A 15,903-nucleotide genomic window follows, 5' to 3' on the forward strand; every position below is an offset into this window, starting at 1 on the left:
CGCCGTTGGATGCTCGACCATTCGAACGGATTCGACCCTCCTCCACGACGCAGCAGTCAGTGATTATCCGGCTCCTGCATCCATTGCGGGATGTCCCGCCTGGCATGAAGCACGCGCCACACGTCGACATGACCTGGCTGGTGGTGATGGAAAACGAGATAGGGATGTCGCTTCAGAGAGACGCTCTGCAAGTCAGGTAATCCCAATTCGTATGCATACTGCAACGATCCGGGCTCCGGATGGCTCGCGATCAAATCGTACGCCGCCTGAAGAGCGTCGATAAAACGGAAAGCGACCTCGGTTCCAGCTTCGCGTGCATAATAATCGATGGCCGCCTCGACATCGCTGCGAGCGAGCTCCCGTGGAATAATCCTCTTGTTATTCACTTGCTGTGCCGACCACGAACTCGATCGCGCAGGCTAGTGAAATAATCAGGGTCAACCGGGTCGGTCGGTGCGGACGCGGCTCCGTCGAACAACAGCCTGCGTAGAGCGAGACGATCCTGATCTCGACGTATCAATTCCCGGATATATTCGCTACTTGTCCCATAGCCCCGTCCGGCGACTTGCTCATCGACGAAGCTCTTAAGATGGTCCGGGAGGGAAATGTTCATTGTGCTCATGCGAAAGATCATGGCGGCTTTGGCAAAAATTGGCAAGAACGACGACCGCTTTCCCTTCAACGACGAACCCGACGCGGCGTTGATACATTATGCGATGTTTTGAGCACAGGACGGGAACATCCACCGATACGCTGCGCCAAAGGCTCCTAACGGCGCGGCTGCTCCCGACCCCAAAGCGGACCTGACGCGTCGGCGCAGTCCGTCGGGCGAGTCGCACCACAATTGCGACAGAAAGCTGGAGGGCTTCTTGCAAATGAAATGTTGCCAGGACATCAAAGAACAAAGGCCCGGAAAATTGGTAACAAACATACCCCTACTCTCAAGCAGCCTTCCTTCCGGCCGAAATACCTGCAAGTTACGCACGTCGATTTCAAACTGCATGAGCCACGGAGAAGATTATTGACGGAATCGCGTTCGGAAATAAGGGAACCGAGACTCGAGCTCACCAGCCGCATCGTGTCAGCCTATTTGAGCCGCAACGTCGTTCCCGCAGGTGACCTGCGGCATCTTATCCGGCAAACCTACGATTCGCTGGAAGGGACTTCCCAGCCGGTCAAAGCCGGGGCCGCCCTCGAAGAGCAACGGCCCGCCGTCCCGATCAAGAAATCCGTGACAGAGGACTTCATCATCTGCCTGGAGGACGGCGGGAAATTCAAATCCCTGCGGCGTCACCTGATGGCAAAGTACGGAATCACGCCATCGCAATATCGAGAGAAATGGAAGCTTCCAGCCGACTACCCGATGACAGCTCCGAATTATGCCCGACAGCGCTCCGAACTTGCACGCGCGACCGGCCTGGGAAAGAAACAGCCATCAGCGCCCGCAGAAGTCTCGCCTCCTATTCGCAAAAAGATAGGCCTGAAGTTCCGTTAACGCCGCGGCCCGGGCCACCACAAGTGAGCATGTTGCCAAGACGACAGAGCCAAAAATCGACTGGCAAGACATGGGGGGTCACGATGGGGCCCGGCATGTACCTGCCCGAATGCCGGCCTAGTAGAAAGTGCCACCGGTCAAGGAATGAGCGTGCAGGATCACCTCGATGACTCTAACGACCGATTTCATTGCAGAGCTGATCAGGGCGGCAAACGAGGTCGATCGACTGACGCCACGAGATAAGCCGGCTCTTTGATCGCTCGATAGACGCTATCTGCGACATGCGCGAACAGACTGGCATGGCAGGTATCGATGATGCACGGACGTTCTCATCGATCTGCGGATATCATCGGAGCGCACTCGCGACCTCTCCGCCGATGACGCCAGGAATGCTCTCGTCGATGCGGCCGACGTTATCAGGACATAAAGATCGTCTTGGACCGGACCGAGTGAGCCGGCCGCACCGCTGGGCCGCCGGACGGCGGAAACCGGGACGGTCTGACCGTCCCGGTTCCGGGTGCTTACCACCAGGATGTGTAGAAGACAGCAAGGCCGGCCGCGAGCGCGTCGCGGGCCTTGGCGACAAAGGCGAGATCATCGCCGACTTCGCTGCCGTCGGACACACCGAAGAAGAAGCCGTCGGTCGGCGGCAGGGTGCGATCACGGACCGCTGTTTCCAGGCAGTCGAGATCGTCGGCGGTTAGCTGAAGATTGACGCAATTGAAATTCGCGTCGTTGCCGCCCTTCTCGCGGTAGAGCCGTTCCATCCAGCCGTGAAGATCCGGATGCTTGCGCCAGTAGTGGAGCGCCGCGGCCTCTTCGACTTCAAAGTCGACCGGCACGGCGGGTGGTTTGCGAAGAGTGCAGGCATACATGTCGAGTCCCACGATTTTCTCCTTTCGTTGCTCGTCCCGAAAGACGCGGCGTGAAAGGCCGGGCGGCACTAGCCGCCGCCGTCATGGCCAACACGGGCCTTCGCCGGGGCGTCCCGCCCCCGATGGCTGGCGCGGGCAGGGCATTGACGGCAAGGCGCCGTCCGGCAGAAACGCGAAAACCCGGAGGGACGACAACGCGAAGGAGCGTGGGACCGGCCTCGTCCTGCACCTGAAGAGTGCCATTCTGCTAAGGGGGTGCGAAGGAGGATGAGCCTCGCAACGGTCCAGAGCAACGATTCTCCGGGCGTCTGGCGGCTGAAAAACGAACGCGCGATTGACTTGCGGTGTCGGATGTCTTCGCAAGCTGCGACGCTCGTTGGCGAGCAACCTTCCCTGGTCGGGCGCCTCCCACGACCCGGTGTTCCAATGGATACATTATGCGAGAACAGCTCACCGGAGAGCCGCATTGGCGGCGGCGCCACGTCGATCTTCTTACGACGGGCAGCAGCTGCGAGCACACTAGATCTCGGTTGCATCGCGGCACATGGGCATTTCCTATGAGCGTTATAGGTAAAGCAGCCCTTGCCTCAGCGCTATGGCCACAGCGTCGGCGCGGTTCTGCGCATGAAGCTTGGCGAGCACTGCAGCGACGTGGAATTTCGCGGTATGCACCGAGACTTTGAGCTGGCGGGCGATCACCTTATTCGAGGCCCCGTCAGCAAGCAGCGCAAGCGTTTCCAATTCGCGGGGGCTGAGGGACAGATTGTGAGGTACGTCTCTCGGCAGCACTGCCTCGTCCGTATCAGCGGTCTCGTTTGCATCTGCAGCGTCAGCGGCTGACAGGCGATATCCTGCCGCGACGACCGTCGTTACTGCAGCGATGAGCGCCGCATCCGCGGAATGCGGCAGCACAGCATGGATGTTGCCACCGGGGGCTGCTGCACCAAGCACGATATGCGGCGTCGCTGCATCGACAGGTTCGCCATCGGTCACGACCACATCGAAATCCTCCGGCTGCTCGAGATCGAAAGACGTCGCGACGGCCACATGACCGCGCTCTCCCAGAGCCTGTTCCAATTCCTCCGCCTGCTCCGAATCGGACAGGGCGATCATCACTGTCAGCGGGCGCTGAGCCATCCATCCTCACTGTCGCTCAGGAGCGCGGCCGTGCGCCGACGACGACGTCGAGGGTTCGCGCCTCACCACCGCGCAATATTCCGAGTGCCACCGTTTTGCCGACACTGTCGGGACCGATCTTGCGGATCAGGTCCCGCACGCCTTCCACCGTCTCGCCGTTCCAGGATGTGATGATGTCGCCGAGCACCAGCCCGACCTTCTCCGCCGGACCGCCCGCCTCGAGGCTCATCACCATTGCGCCCCGCACCTTCTCCTGACGCACCGGGTGCAACCCTGCTCCGAGATATCCGCGCGGCATATGGCCCTTTTCGGCGAGCGTTGCCGCAACCCGGTCGACCGTTTCGGCCGGAATGACAAGAGCGCGCCGGCGGGGGTCGAACAGGACGAGTCCGATGAAGCCACCCTCGGCATCGATCGCCGCACCGCCCTCGGCGCGCGGGTCGATGCTCGCGGAAAGGCGGATGCGCCGGTCGATCAGGCCGCCACGCATGCTGCGCCAAGCGGGTCCGGCCTCGCTGACAATCCCGAAGCCGGCCAGCGTAGAAGCTTCCCAGCGGCCGACAGCGACGACAAGATTGCCTGCCTCCGTCGGCCCGGCAGGTTTCAGAGCCGATGCGCCATCAGGCACATCCGATTTCAGCACCGCGATCCCTGTCGTTGGGTCGCGCCCGACGAGTTCAGCCGCCGCGGAGTTGCCGGACGGCAAGGTCAAAGTGATGCCTTCCTCGGTCTCGATCGCCTCGCTCGCGGCAACGAACAATCCTTCACGCCAATGGACGGCGCTCGAAGAACTGTGGCGGCTGGCATGGACGGCGGCGATCCCCGCAGCGGTGGCGGCGACAAGGCCGGCGATCTCGCGAGAGAAGTCGGCAAGGCTGGCTTTCGGCATGGTCTTTCTCCTCAAAGCATACGAGGAATGTCGTCTGTTTCACCACGCCGTCCAACTGGCCTGACGGCTAGGTTTGGCGCGAACTGGCCATCCGGGCAGGTCGCACCACGCCGGCTCCAGCACACATACAAGCATCGATCGGCCGGGGCTGTGGTGACGATTCAAAGGATGACCAGCAGCATAGGCACCGGGTGCCTTCAACCAGTGCATATCGTGATTGAGTTCGCCTATACGCCCCGGCGGTGCCATCGGCGATAAGGCAGCCAGGCGGTGACGACGCTAGGCGGCCTCCTGACGCGAGGGGTCAGGCACTTTGACACGCTCGAGCTGGAAGAAGAAGTGCTCGTCGTATCCCTGTATGCTCATCACCCCTACCAATGTGTCGGTGTCGATCTTTCTGAAATGATCAGCAACAGGCTTGGTGTCATAGACCATTGCCGCGCTGACGTCGCCGCGGAAGCGCATCATTCGCAACGAGGCGACTGGTCCGGTCGCGCGCAGATGCTTGATCAGGTGGGAGAACAGTTTCCTGGCAGCTTCGGTACGGCCCAGTCGACGGAAGCGAAAGGCAAGTCCCAGCGGGATCGGGGACGGATCGATCGGCACAAGGCGGTTGCCGTCTTTCTTGAACAACAGGGCGTCGGCACGCATGTCGGCGCGGAAGCGCTTCCCGTACCACCCCAGATTTTCGAGCACGCCATCGAACGGATGTCCTGTCGAGATTTCACTTCCCTTCCAAAGGCCGACCAGTTCGCCCGCGGGCACCGGATGCAGCCTGTCGAAATATGCGAAGGCCGCCTCTTCGGACGGGAATGTCAATCGGTTGATCATCAATCGCTGCCTGACCTGACCTCCTCGACGTGGAGGCTTCCCTCGGGAAGCGGTCGGAGAAGCTCCCTCTCCGGCCTCGACAGGGCAAGCCAGTCCTTCCAATCCGGCGGGCGCAGAACGACGATCTGGCGATTGTGGATGGGCGCGACATCAGGTCCGGGTTCCGTGGTCAGCATTGTAAACGACGCGGGCTGGTTTCCCTGCCCTTCCCGCCAGAGCCCGGCAATCGCCATGAACGGCGCGTCGTTCAGCGTGAACCGATGTTTGGCCCTCGGATATTTTGTACCGGTGAACTCGAAGAAGGCCGACGCTGGTATGAGGCATCGCCTGCTCTCTGCAAAGCTGCGCCCCTCGCTCCGGAAATTGAAGACCGGTCCGCCCTTGCGTCCTTCAGGCGGCGGGAAGCCGAACGTCATCGGCACGAGTTCGACTACGTTGCCCCCTGCAGCCCTCACCACCGGTCCGGTGTCGCCGATCCGGATGTCGTCCGCCTGTGGGAGGTCGAGTTCCGACTGATGCGGGGGAATGCCGAGCGCGATCTGCTGCATCATTCTGCAGTATTCGGCATATCTGATGTGCTGCTCGTAGTCGTTACACATGCGCCATCAACGTAGCGCTCGTGATCAGGACGTCCAGACGGCTCGGTGCAAGTATGTCCGTCGACCTGGCTCTGATCGATGGTTCCAAGCGCTCGTTGGTGGAACGAGGCATGTGCCGGTAGTCCAGGGAGGCGGATTCGTCTCCGCTCCCGAGCTTGCGTCCGCAAGTTGCGCGCGGTCCGTCGATCCGACACCCCCGAAAATGGATCTCGACCGGCAGGGAGTTCAAAAGCACCTGTGGAAATCCTATTCTTTGAACCCCTGGAGGAAGTCGGCCCGGTGACAAAGGGGTTCAAACTGACAAGTATCTCGGTCGTCATAAAAAGAGGGGCTAAATCATGACTACAACCAACGAAATTGCAGACAAGATCTCAGCCGATCACAGCCTGAGCAAGGCGCAGAGCAAGGCGATCGTCGAGGCCGTCTTTGCCGCCGTCACCGCGGCCGCGACCTCCGGTGCCGAGACATCAATTCCGGGCTTCGGGAAGTTCAAGGTCAAGGACACGCCGGAGCGAGAGGCACGCAATCCGGCGACGGGCGCGACAATCAAGGTCGCCGCCGCGAAGAAGCTGACCTTCACGCCGGCGAAGGCACTCAAGGACGCACTGAACAAGTAAGCCGATTGGTGGAGAAGCCTTGCCTTTTCAAGGCTTCTCCTCGAGCGACGACGATCCCCCGACGGCATCCCGTCACGTGCGCAGTGCGTGCGCTGAAGATCCCGCCGACATTCTTGCCCCAGTTGAACCCACATGAAGCCGCTCCAGACGACTTGAAGCCATTAGCTCTGAAGAAGCGCTCCCGGCGCTGCACCCCGAGTACACTGCGCTCCAGTTCAAGAATCGTGATGGCCGAAGCGAGAAAGCGCCTCGCATCTTCCGCTCCTACCCACGCTACGTTGGTATCGGCTTTGCCGTCACCAATCCTGCGCAGTTCGGAAACGACGTTGGTATCCAACAGGTATCTCAAGACAAATCCACTTCGCGCGGCCCGATTTCAACGCGGTGCGGCTCGAAACCGATCCCCGAGAGGCCACGCATGGCGAGAGCGTCCACAAGACTGCGGTGCTTGCCGGTCAAACGCTCGAATTCGTCATAGGTCATCAGGACATGCGGAGGCTTGCCGCGAGCCGTGATGATAACCGGACCGCTTTTTGCCGCCTTCTTGGCGCTACTGACGTCATGATTCAGTTCTCGGTTAAGTCGAGCAGACCCGAGGCGCGTCAGGCTCCAACAGCAGGTGATCTGGCGCTGCCAGCGTTCTCGACGGTATGCGACTTTTGAAGTACAGAACATGAACGTCCCGTCGATTGATGCTCACAACTTCAGAATGGTTTCCGATGCCTTTTCCGCGATCATAATTACCGGTGAGTTCGTGTTACCGGAGACAATCGTCGGCATGATGGAGGCGTCGACGATACGCAATCGGCCGATGCCGTGCACGCGCAGCTTCGCGTCCACCACTGCCATAGGGTCACTCCCCATCTTGCAGGTACCGACGGGGTGAAAGATGGTTGTCGCAATGTCACCGGCGCGGCGGATCAGATCCTCGTCGCTGTTGTGCTCGCGGCCGGGGAGCATTTCCTGCGGCCGGAATCGCGCGAGCGCATTCGTTTCCATGAGGCTGCGGGCGTGGCGGATGGACTTCGCCGCAAGCAATCGGTCGCCGGCGGTGGAGAGGTAATTTGGGCGGATTTCAGGTGGCAGCGCCGCATCCCTCGCGGTGACATGCACTGTGCCGCGGCTCTCCGGCCGGAGATTGCAGACGGACACCGTGACAGCGGGAAAGCGGTGCAAGGGCTCACCGAGCCGGTCCGTGCTGAGCGGCTGGACGTGGTATTCGAGATCGGCCGTCGCGACGGCCGGATCGCTCTTGGCGAAGATCCCGAGCTGGCTCGGCGCCATCGAGAGCGGGCCGGCTCGGTTAATGGCATATTGCAGACCCATGCCGGCGCGGCTGAAGAGGTTGTGATAGAGCTGGTTCAGTGTGCGCGCGCCTTCGACCTTGAAGACGGTGCGGATCTGTAGGTGGTCCTGAAGGTTCTCGCCGACGCCCTGAATTTCGTGGTAGACGGGAATGCCGAGGGTGGACAGCACGTCCGGTCGACCGATGCCCGACAGCTCTAGGATTTTTGGCGAATTGATGGCACCAGCAGACAACACCACTTCGCGTGATGCACGAGCGACGCAGAGGCGGCCGCCAAGGCGGAAACGCATGCCGGTGACCATCTTGCGGTCAAATTTCAGCCTTTCGGTCTCGGCCCCGGTCAGGACGCGCAAATTCTTGCGCTTCATTGCCGGCCGCAGGAAGGCTTTTGTTGTGTTCCAGCGCACGCCGCCGCGCTGGTTGACTTCGAAGTAACCGGAACCCTCGTTGTCACCATCGTTGAAGTCGTCGGTCTTCGGGATCCCGAGCTCTTCCGCCGCATCGCGGAATGCGTCGAGGATCGGCAAGGAGAGGCGCTGGCGCTCGACGCGCCACTCGCCGCCTGCCCCGTGCACGGCGGACTTGCCGCGGTAATTATCCTCCGACTTCAGGAAATAGGGCAGCACGTCGTCCCACCCCCAGCCGGCATTGCCCGCCTGCCGCCAGCCGTCGTAGTCGGCCGCCTGGCCGCGCATGTAGATCATGCCGTTGATCGACGAGCAGCCGCCGAGCACCTTGCCGCGTGGATAATTAAGAGCGCGGCCGTTGAGGCCGGCTTCGGCGGCCGTCTTCATCATCCAATCCGTGCCTGGATTGCCCATGCAGTAGAGATAGCCGATCGGCACATGAACCCAGTGGTAGCGGTCCGTACCACCAGCTTCGAGCAGCAGCACCCGGTTCTTGGGATCGGCCGAAAGCCGGTTCGCCAGAACGCAGCCTGCCGAGCCGGCACCAACGATAATGAAATCGTAGGTGCCTTCGTCCACTGCAGTTTCAGTTATAGGCATGCTCACGCGGCAACTCCCGATGCCTTTTCTGCCGGCGCCGATAGCCGACGCCAGATCGGCGTCATGGCTTCCGCGATGTCCTTGTAGAGCGCGTAGCGCCGGTTATAGTGAGCGGCGAGGCCGCCGTTCGGCCTGTATTCGCGGTCGACACGCACCATGGCGGCCGCGCCATCCGTGAAATCGGCGAAGAGACCGACGCCCGTTCCAGCGGCGATCGCCGCACCCAGCGCGCCCGTTTCCCGCGAGGCCGCGACGGAGACGGGGACGCCGAGCACATCGGCAAAGATCTGCAGCCACAGTCGGCTGCGCGAACCGCCACCGGACAGCACCGCCTCGTCAAAGCTGGCCCCCGCCTTGCGGATCGTCTCGATATGCTGGCGGTGGCCGAAGGCGACGCCCTCGAGCAGGGCACGGATCAGATGCCCCTTGCTGTGCCAGCCCGCGATCCCATAAAAACCCGCCCGCGCGTGGCCGTCCTGCTGGGCACCGTAGAGGTAGGGGTGGTAAAGCGGATCGTCCGCCGCAGGCTCGATAACCGCAGCGAGCGCGCAGCAGGCATCGAACGGCGACACACCCTCGGCTTGCTCGCCCGGGAGGAACTCCCGCACCAGCCATTCGAGATTGGCTGCCGAAGTGGCGCTGTTTTCCATCGCCATGTAGCGAGTGCGGTCGAAGGTGGACGACATGAAGACGGGGCCGTCGAGATCGGGACGGTCGATGATGACCTGGTTGATGCTCCAGGTGCCAGCGATGATCGAGGCGCTGCCGGTGCGCGTGACGCCGGACCCAAGCGCCGAGGCGACGACGTCGAAGAGCCCGCCGATCACCGGCGTGCCCGCGGCAAGCCCGGTCTCTCTCGCCACCGCCTCCGTTACGGTGCCGGCGATGTCGGCGCTTTCGATGAGCGGCGGCAACAAGTCCATGCAATCTGCCAGCCCGTAAGCCTCCATCAGGGCCCCGTCGTACCGGCGGGCGGCGAGATCGAGCAGGCCAGCGCCCGACATGTCCGAGACCTCGCTGACGCGGCTCCCTGCCAGGCGGTTGACGACGAAATCCTTGGAGAAGAACACCGTGCCGATGCCCTTGAAGAGCTCCGGCCGGTTACGCTTCAGCCAGGCGAGCAGTGTCGGCGTCTGCGAGGCCCAGGGGCGCTGGCGGGCGATTGGATAGGTCCTGTCGCCCACGCCTTCCGCCGCCCATTCCTCGACGAGGCCGGTCGCCCGCGTGTCGAGCGACTGGATGCCGAGGAGCGGCTCGCCCTGCCGGTCCAGCGCATAGAGCCCGTTGCCGTGACCGGCGCAGCCGATCGCAGCGATGCCGGTCGGGGCAAGCCCCGCCTTGTCAAGGCAGGCACGGATGACGCGCTTGGCATTGGCCCAGAGTTCGCCGAGGTCACGCTCGACATGGCCGGTAAAAGGCATGTGACTGTGGCCCTCCTCCCCGGCATACGCCACTTCCCTGCCCGTACGGTCGAAGATCACCGCCTTGATGACGGTGTTGCCGGCGTCGAGCCCCAACAGATAGTCTCCCATTCGGAACCCCTCCTAAGGTTCGTTGACGCCATCACCCCTGCCGATAGAGTGCGAAGGCGTCTTCGCCGCTCGCATCCGCGTGCAAGATCGCCATCAGTCCGCGCACCACGGCGCTCGGGTTAGCGTGCTGGTAGATGTTGCGCCCGTAGACCATGCCCATAGCGCCCTGCCGCATCAAGGCGGCGGATTTGTCGAATACGGCGCGAAGATCCTCCTTGCCGCCGCCGCGCACGAGAACCGGGCAGCGCGCCGCCTCAACGACGCGATGGAACTCCTCTGCATTCGCCGTCGGGTCGGCCTTGACGATGTCAGCGCCCATCTCGCGGGCAAGCCTTGTCAGCGTCACGATCTTGTCGGCGTCGCCATCGACCATGTAGCCGCCGCATTCTGTCACGGGCTGCATGACCAGCGGCTCGATCATCAGCGGCATGCCGTATTTCTCGCAGTCGGCCCGCACGCGGGCGATATTCTGGACGCATTGGCGGAAGAGATCCGGTTCGTCCGGCAGCATGAAGAGGTTGACCACCACGCAGGCGGCATCCATCTGCAATGCGCCGATCAGCGGCTCGGCCTCGTTCTGCAGAACCGCCCACATGTCGCGATGGCGGATGCGGTTATAGGGGTTGCCCATGTCGATGCGCATGACGAGCGCCGGCTTCTCCTTGCCGGGGATGTCCTGTAACAGGTCGGCCTGGCCGTAGTTCATCTGGATCGCATCGGGCTTGGCATCGACCAGCGCCTTCACGACGACGGGCATGTCCTCCAGCCCGTTGAGGAAGGACGGCTCATTGCACACGCCGTGATCGATCGCCACGTCCAGGCAACGACCGTTGCCGAACAGCCGGTTCATCCGGACCTTACGGTTGTCTCGCATAATTTGCTCCTTTGTTCGTTCCTTGCGGAAAGGGTTGACTCCGCGACGCCGTGGCGCTCGCGCATGAGGACGAGAAAACGGCTGCGCTCCTCGGCCTTCTGCGGCGCCAGCCAGCCCTTTTCGGCTGCAAGCAGATCAAGCGCGGCCTCGGCCATGTCGAGGGAAAGCTCGCCGGTGATGGCGATTGTCGTACGCCGCAGGAGCAGGTCGTCCAGATGCTCGATGGCTTCGGTGCGGATGAGATGCAGGAGCTCACGAGCGCTGTAGCCGGGATGGGGCAAGAGGTGGTCCGGCCCTGCGACGGTGAATCGGGCGACATCCTCCGCGTCTGTGCCATAGCGGCCAAAAAGCTCTGCGACGCGATCGCGGGACAGGCCCGTCGATTCCGACAAGTCCCGAATCCAGCCGCTACCATCTTTCGGAAATACCCGTCCGCCGCCGAAGGGGCGATCCGCCGTGTCGGCGCGGCGGCTCCGGCCAAGCCGTTCCAACGCCATGTCGGCGGCGAGTTCGCCGAAGGAACGGAAGGTCGTCCACTTGCCCCCGATCATGCAGAGCACCGGCGGTCCGCCGTCGCGGCCTTCGAGCACGGTGCAGAAATGGTCACGCGGGATGCGGCCGGTGAAACTGTCATTGCTGGCCGGCAGCGGGCGGACGCCAGCGAACTGGAAGACGATTTCTTCCAGTCGGATACGCACGCCCGGCAGCACGAAGGCGAGAGATTGCAGGATATAATCCCGCTCATCGTCCTCGCACCGCACCGTACCGGGATCATCGACGCGGATATCCGTCGAGCCGACCAGCACCTTGCCGAGATAGGGAAACAGGATGCAGATGCGTCCGTCCTCGTTCTCATAGTAGATCATGTGCCCATCGAGCATGTCGCGCAGCGCAGGATTGTCGATGATCAGATGCGAGCCCTTCGTGCCGCCCATCAGCGGCGCGGGCCGCGTGTCCGCGGGAAACAGCGTGCCGTTCGCGATATCGATCCAGCCGCCGGTCGCGTTGACGACCAGCCGCGGCTGCATCGGGAACGCTTCGCCGGAAAGGCAGTCCCGCAGCAGGAGTTCCCCGGCATGGGCCTGGTCAATCGTCGCGTAGTTCAGCGCCCCGGCATGCGGCCCGGCGGAGAGTCCGTCGCGCAACAGCTCGATGCCAATTCGTTCGGGATGACTGACCCAGGCATCGTGATAGGTCGCGGAGCTGCGGATTGCCGGATTGAGCGCGGGCCATTTTTCCAGCGTTGCTTTGCGGCCGCGGAACTGGTGCCGCGGCAGCAGCGCCCGCTTGCGCGCCAGGAAATCGTAGATGCCAAGACCGGCCTTAATGGCGACGGCACCACGGCGGCTGGGGCGGCGGGTGAGGCCGAGAAAACGCACGATGCCATTGGCGAGACCGGAGAAGGTATCGAAGATCGGCACCGTGGTCGGCAGCGGGGCGACATAGTGGGGGGCGTTGCGCAGCAACCGATCGCGCTCGACGAGCGACTCCTGCACCAAGCTGAACTCACCGTTCTCGAGATAGCGCAGACCGCCATGGACCATGCGCGAGAGGGCGGCGCTCGCGCCGGAGCAATAGTCGCCCTTCTCGACCAGCAGCACGCTCGCGCCCTGCAGCGCCAGCTCACGGAAGACGCTGATCCCGTTGATGCCGCCGCCGAGGATGCACACATCTAACTTCGGGCCGTGGCGGAGCCCGTCCAATGTCTCTTTGCGATTCATGGTGACAGTTATCCGTCCATGTTGGCCAGCGTCGCCGAAACGGCAGTTTCGATGGCTGCCAGGTCTTCACCGGAAAGCGGCAAGGTTCCGGCTTGCGCATTGTCGATCGCCTGCGCTGGGTTGCGCGCGCCGCAGAGGGCAAAGGTCACGCCCGGCTGTTTCAACGTCCAGGCGATTACCGTCTGCGCGATGCTCGCGCCGTGCCGCTCTGCGACGGGCCGGATCGCCTCGGCGAAATCCCTGGCCTTGCGCCGGTTTGCGATGGAAAAGCGCGGATTGTCCTTGCGCTGATCGTCGCCGGAAAAGACCCGCTCCGGTCCGATCGCGCCGGAGAGCAGGCCGAGCGCCAGCGAGGAATAGCTGAGCGTCGACACGCGATTGGCCACGGTGAGCGGCAGCAGGTCCGCCTCGATCTCGCGATCGATCATGCTGAACCGCTCCTGGATTGCATCGAGCGAACCGGTTTCGATGTACTGCTTCAGCTCCGAGTGGTTGACGTTGCTCGCGCCGATTGCGCGGATCTTGCCGGCCCGCTTCAGGTCCTCCAGCGCCGCAACCGTCTCCTCGATGGGTGTCGTCGCGTCCTGCCAATGGGTGATGTAGAGGTCGATATGATCTGTGCCGAGCCGGCGCAGGCTTTGCTCAACCTCATGGATGATCGTGTCCCGGCCGAGATAACGATGGACCGGCTTGCCGTCCTGATCGAAGAAGTGGTTGCCTTTCTGCGTATGCCACACGAGGCCGCATTTCGTTGCGATCACCGCCTTGTCGCGGCGGCCAGCGATCGCCTTGCCGACGATCTCCTCCGACCGGCCGAGGCCATAGACCGGCGCCGTGTCGATGAGGGTGACGCCGGCCTCGAGCGAAGCCTGAATAGCGGCAATGGATTCCGCCTCATCGGTTCCGCCCCACATCCAGCCGCCGATCGCCCAGGTGCCGAGGCCGACGGCCGACGCCTTTACGCCGGAGCGCCCGATCTCGCGGGTTAACTGCTCACCGCTCATGCGGAAATTCCTCCCTCGGACGCAATTTCAAGAATACGCGCGCCGGTCGCCTCGTCGGTGACGAGCGTGTCGAGATGGTTGCCGCGCATGACGCTGAGAATCGGACCCGCCTTGTTCGGTCCGCTCGCGACCCCGATCTTGGTCGGGATCGAGGCAAATTCCTCAAGCGTCAGCGACACCAGCGAACGGTTGAGGCTGTAGTCGCAAACCTGGCCTCGGTCGTCGAGCAGGTGGGCGAGCAGTTCGCAGGTCGCGCCGGAGCGTTCGATCGCCGCCCGGTCGGTGCTGGAAGACGGATGCAGGTCGTAGTAGCTCGAGTCGTCGGTAAGGATCGAGCCGATGCCGACCACCGCCACCTTCGCCTCGCGCGCCCGTTTGAAGACGTCGGCGACGGAGCGCATGTTGATCAGCATCGCCCGCTGTTCGGCATCGTCGGCGAAGAGGGGCGCGTGGATCTGGTAGGAGCGCCCCCCGAGCCGCTCGGCCATCAGCGTCGAGACATGGTTGACGTCGGTATAGTGCTTGCCCTGCACGCAGCCCGTTGCCGGAATGACCTCGACATCAAAACGGCGCGGCGGCTGCAGGCCGGCGACGACGGCGCTCACCCCTTTGCCGCCAGTGATGCAGATTGTGTCGCCGTCGCCGATCTCATCGAGCAGCAGGCGGGCCGCCGCCTCTCCGACTGCCTGAAGCGCGGTCTGCGGATTGTCGGAAATGGTCGGCACCACGACCGCACGGCTGATGCCACCGAGCGCCAAAAGTCGTTCCTCCAGGTCGACCAGCGGCTCGACCGGGGACTTGATCTTGATCTCGACGAGGCCAAGCTGACGGCCCCGTTTAATGAGGCGGTTGACGGTGGCTTGCGAGATGCCGAGCTGTCCGGCGATCTGTGCCTGCGTCAGGCCCTCCATAAAATGCAGGACAAGCGCCTGGTGCATCTGGCGGGCGATGACGATCTCCTCGCGCGGTGCTGTCGTCTTGCGTTTCAGTTTGGCAATTGGCATGTCAGGCGGCCTTCCGCTTTTGCAGGAAATGGTCGATGGAAACGGCAGCGAGCAGAATGCACCCCTTAAGCATGTCCTGCCAATAGACCGAAACGTCGAGCAAAATCAGAGAGCTGGTGACGACTGAGAGAAGGGCGATGCCGAGGATAGCGCCAAGTATTGTGCCTGAACCGCCATTCAGCGAAGCGCCGCCGATCACCGCCGCGGCGATGATGTTGAGTTCCATGCCGACGCCGAAGGTGGGGGTCGCCGCGCCGAAGCGGGACATGTAAATGACGCCAGCGACACCGGCGAGCGTGGAGCAGAGCACCGTCACCCAGAATTTCACCTGATTGGTCTTGATGCCGGAATAGAGCGCCGCCTTCTCGTTGCTGCCGGTGTAGAAAACCTTGCGGAAGGCGGTCGCCCGGCGCAGCAGGAAATCGAACAGGATGACGACAGCGACGAAGATTAGGATGACATAGGGTACGCCGTAAAACGTGCCCTGCCCCACCGCCTTGAAGCCCGCCGGCAGCGTGAAGAGCGAAAGCGGCGTTCCCTTTGTGACGATGAGGCAAAGCCCGCGCACGATCACCATGGCGGCGAGCGACGTGATGAAGTGGTTGAGGCCCACGACCGTCACGAAGAGGCCCATGACGCCGCCGATCACGCTGCTCGCGGCGATGCCGACGAGAGAGGCCGTCCAGGGATCGAGCCCGGCGAGGAAGAGCGAGCCCGAGAGCACCATCGCAAAGCAGACCACGGAGCCGACCGCGAGGTCGATGCCGCCGACGATGAGCAGGATCGTCATTCCCACGACGACGATGCCTTCGACGGAAAAGCTCATCAGCATGGCGCGGAAATTGCCGAGCGTCAGGAAGTGCGGCGAGGCAAAGCTCATTATCACGCAAAGTGCGAGGATGATCGCGATCAGCCCCGCCTCGCGCATCGTGCCGATGCGTTTCCAGGATGATGTCTTAGGCGCGCCTGCCACCATCGTGTCGATTGCCATTCCCGTCCCTCCCACTTTCTC

18 protein-coding genes and 1 pseudogene are annotated in these 15,903 nt (G+C 62.7%); 3 read left to right on the plus strand and 16 right to left on the minus strand.

Annotated elements, in window-relative coordinates; all coding sequences use genetic code 11:
* Window positions 1–56: 56 nt before the first annotated feature.
* Together PZN02_RS22230 and PZN02_RS22235 are read right to left on the minus strand one after the other, a co-directional pair.
* Window positions 57–386, minus strand: coding sequence for a type II toxin-antitoxin system RelE/ParE family toxin (locus tag PZN02_RS22230; protein WP_280662833.1), 330 nt, complete (start codon window positions 384–386; stop codon window positions 57–59).
* Complete coding sequence (locus PZN02_RS22235) at window positions 383–658, minus strand: type II toxin-antitoxin system ParD family antitoxin (RefSeq protein ID WP_280663233.1); 276 nt, start codon at window positions 656–658, stop codon at window positions 383–385. The genes PZN02_RS22230 and PZN02_RS22235 overlap by 4 nt, the downstream gene beginning before the upstream one ends.
* A 363-nt stretch (window positions 659–1,021) precedes the next feature.
* Between PZN02_RS22235 and PZN02_RS22240 the strand changes: the two genes are divergently transcribed.
* Together PZN02_RS22240 and PZN02_RS32165 are read left to right on the plus strand one after the other, a co-directional pair.
* Complete coding sequence (locus tag PZN02_RS22240; protein ID WP_280662834.1) at window positions 1,022–1,495, plus strand: Ros/MucR family transcriptional regulator; 474 nt, start codon at window positions 1,022–1,024, stop codon at window positions 1,493–1,495.
* Between the two features lie 166 nt (window positions 1,496–1,661).
* Window positions 1,662–1,948: pseudogene (locus tag PZN02_RS32165) on the plus strand (hypothetical protein).
* Window positions 1,949–2,016: 68 nt separating this feature from the next.
* On the opposite strand, the gene PZN02_RS22245 reads toward PZN02_RS32165, so the two are convergent.
* The 5 genes from PZN02_RS22245 to PZN02_RS22265 form a co-directional block, all read right to left on the minus strand.
* Entirely contained in the window at window positions 2,017–2,382 is a 366-nt protein-coding gene (locus tag PZN02_RS22245) for a phosphoglycerate kinase (RefSeq protein WP_280662835.1), read from the minus strand.
* 552 nt (window positions 2,383–2,934) lie between these two features.
* The gene (locus tag PZN02_RS22250) at window positions 2,935–3,507 is read right to left on the minus strand and encodes a helix-turn-helix transcriptional regulator (RefSeq protein WP_280662836.1); all 573 of its coding nucleotides are present in this window, start codon (window positions 3,505–3,507) and stop codon (window positions 2,935–2,937) included.
* Between the two features lie 16 nt (window positions 3,508–3,523).
* Entirely contained in the window at window positions 3,524–4,396 is an 873-nt protein-coding gene (locus tag PZN02_RS22255; protein ID WP_280662837.1) for a S1C family serine protease, read from the minus strand.
* A gap of 279 nt (window positions 4,397–4,675) precedes the next feature.
* Window positions 4,676–5,227 carry a DUF4334 domain-containing protein gene (locus PZN02_RS22260; protein ID WP_280662838.1) on the minus strand — a complete coding sequence of 184 codons (552 nt, stop codon included), beginning with the start codon at window positions 5,225–5,227 and terminating at the stop codon, window positions 4,676–4,678.
* Window positions 5,227–5,826, minus strand: coding sequence for an SOS response-associated peptidase (locus tag PZN02_RS22265; RefSeq protein WP_280662839.1), 600 nt, complete (start codon window positions 5,824–5,826; stop codon window positions 5,227–5,229). The genes PZN02_RS22260 and PZN02_RS22265 overlap by 1 nt, the downstream gene beginning before the upstream one ends.
* Before the next feature lie 338 nt (window positions 5,827–6,164).
* Here PZN02_RS22265 and PZN02_RS22270 point away from each other — a divergent pair, with 338 nt between their 5' ends.
* On the plus strand, window positions 6,165–6,443 hold the full coding sequence (locus PZN02_RS22270; protein WP_280662840.1) for an HU family DNA-binding protein: 279 nt from the start codon (window positions 6,165–6,167) through the stop codon (window positions 6,441–6,443).
* On the opposite strand, the gene PZN02_RS22275 is transcribed toward PZN02_RS22270, so the two are convergent.
* The 9 genes from PZN02_RS22275 to PZN02_RS22315 all read right to left on the minus strand — a co-directional run bounded on the left by PZN02_RS22275 (window position 6,421) and on the right by PZN02_RS22315 (window position 15,882).
* The gene (locus tag PZN02_RS22275) at window positions 6,421–6,792 is read right to left on the minus strand and encodes a PIN domain-containing protein (protein ID WP_280662841.1); all 372 of its coding nucleotides are present in this window, start codon (window positions 6,790–6,792) and stop codon (window positions 6,421–6,423) included. The two genes, PZN02_RS22270 and PZN02_RS22275, sit on opposite strands and share 23 nt — an antisense overlap.
* Complete coding sequence (locus PZN02_RS22280; protein ID WP_280663234.1) at window positions 6,789–7,049, minus strand: type II toxin-antitoxin system Phd/YefM family antitoxin; 261 nt, start codon at window positions 7,047–7,049, stop codon at window positions 6,789–6,791. Before PZN02_RS22280 ends, PZN02_RS22275 begins: the two co-directional genes overlap by 4 nt.
* A 90-nt stretch (window positions 7,050–7,139) precedes the next feature.
* Window positions 7,140–8,756, minus strand: coding sequence for a GMC family oxidoreductase (locus PZN02_RS22285; RefSeq protein WP_280662842.1), 1,617 nt, complete (start codon window positions 8,754–8,756; stop codon window positions 7,140–7,142).
* Window positions 8,757–8,758: 2 nt separating this feature from the next.
* The gene (locus PZN02_RS22290) at window positions 8,759–10,288 is read right to left on the minus strand and encodes an FGGY-family carbohydrate kinase (protein WP_280662843.1); all 1,530 of its coding nucleotides are present in this window, start codon (window positions 10,286–10,288) and stop codon (window positions 8,759–8,761) included.
* 31 nt (window positions 10,289–10,319) lie between these two features.
* Window positions 10,320–11,162 carry a class I fructose-bisphosphate aldolase gene (locus PZN02_RS22295; protein WP_280662844.1) on the minus strand — a complete coding sequence of 281 codons (843 nt, stop codon included), beginning with the start codon at window positions 11,160–11,162 and terminating at the stop codon, window positions 10,320–10,322.
* On the minus strand, window positions 11,135–12,883 hold the full coding sequence (locus PZN02_RS22300) for a glycerol-3-phosphate dehydrogenase/oxidase (protein WP_280662845.1): 1,749 nt from the start codon (window positions 12,881–12,883) through the stop codon (window positions 11,135–11,137). The genes PZN02_RS22295 and PZN02_RS22300 overlap by 28 nt, the downstream gene beginning before the upstream one ends.
* 8 nt (window positions 12,884–12,891) lie before the next feature.
* A complete protein-coding gene (locus PZN02_RS22305) occupies window positions 12,892–13,887 on the minus strand; it encodes an aldo/keto reductase (protein ID WP_280662846.1) in 996 nt (331 codons plus the stop codon).
* Window positions 13,884–14,891, minus strand: coding sequence for a sugar-binding transcriptional regulator (locus tag PZN02_RS22310; RefSeq protein ID WP_280662847.1), 1,008 nt, complete (start codon window positions 14,889–14,891; stop codon window positions 13,884–13,886). Before PZN02_RS22310 ends, PZN02_RS22305 begins: the two co-directional genes overlap by 4 nt.
* 1 nt (window position 14,892) lies before the next feature.
* A complete protein-coding gene (locus tag PZN02_RS22315; protein WP_280662848.1) occupies window positions 14,893–15,882 on the minus strand; it encodes an ABC transporter permease in 990 nt (329 codons plus the stop codon).
* Between the last annotated feature and the right edge of the window lie 21 nt (window positions 15,883–15,903).

Source organism: Sinorhizobium garamanticum (genome assembly GCF_029892065.1).
Lineage (GTDB): Bacteria > Pseudomonadota > Alphaproteobacteria > Rhizobiales > Rhizobiaceae > Sinorhizobium > Sinorhizobium garamanticum.

Bases quoted from the DNA above. Each gene is read 5' to 3' on its own strand.
- PZN02_RS22250 (WP_280662836.1), bottom strand. From the start codon at position 3,507: ATGGCTCAGCGCCCGCTGACAGTGATGATCGCCCTGTCCGATTCGGAG.
- PZN02_RS22255 (WP_280662837.1), bottom strand. From the start codon at position 4,396: ATGCCGAAAGCCAGCCTTGCCGACTTCTCTCGCGAGATCGCCGGCCTT.
- PZN02_RS22260 (WP_280662838.1), bottom strand. From the start codon at position 5,227: ATGATCAACCGATTGACATTCCCGTCCGAAGAGGCGGCCTTCGCATAT.
- PZN02_RS22265 (WP_280662839.1), bottom strand. From the start codon at position 5,826: ATGTGTAACGACTACGAGCAGCACATCAGATATGCCGAATACTGCAGA.
- PZN02_RS22270 (WP_280662840.1), top strand. From the start codon at position 6,165: ATGACTACAACCAACGAAATTGCAGACAAGATCTCAGCCGATCACAGC.
- PZN02_RS22285 (WP_280662842.1), bottom strand. From the start codon at position 8,756: ATGCCTATAACTGAAACTGCAGTGGACGAAGGCACCTACGATTTCATT.
- PZN02_RS22290 (WP_280662843.1), bottom strand. From the start codon at position 10,288: ATGGGAGACTATCTGTTGGGGCTCGACGCCGGCAACACCGTCATCAAG.
- PZN02_RS22295 (WP_280662844.1), bottom strand. From the start codon at position 11,162: ATGCGAGACAACCGTAAGGTCCGGATGAACCGGCTGTTCGGCAACGGT.
- PZN02_RS22300 (WP_280662845.1), bottom strand. From the start codon at position 12,883: ATGAATCGCAAAGAGACATTGGACGGGCTCCGCCACGGCCCGAAGTTA.
- PZN02_RS22305 (WP_280662846.1), bottom strand. From the start codon at position 13,887: ATGAGCGGTGAGCAGTTAACCCGCGAGATCGGGCGCTCCGGCGTAAAG.
- PZN02_RS22310 (WP_280662847.1), bottom strand. From the start codon at position 14,891: ATGCCAATTGCCAAACTGAAACGCAAGACGACAGCACCGCGCGAGGAG.
- PZN02_RS22315 (WP_280662848.1), bottom strand. From the start codon at position 15,882: ATGGCAATCGACACGATGGTGGCAGGCGCGCCTAAGACATCATCCTGG.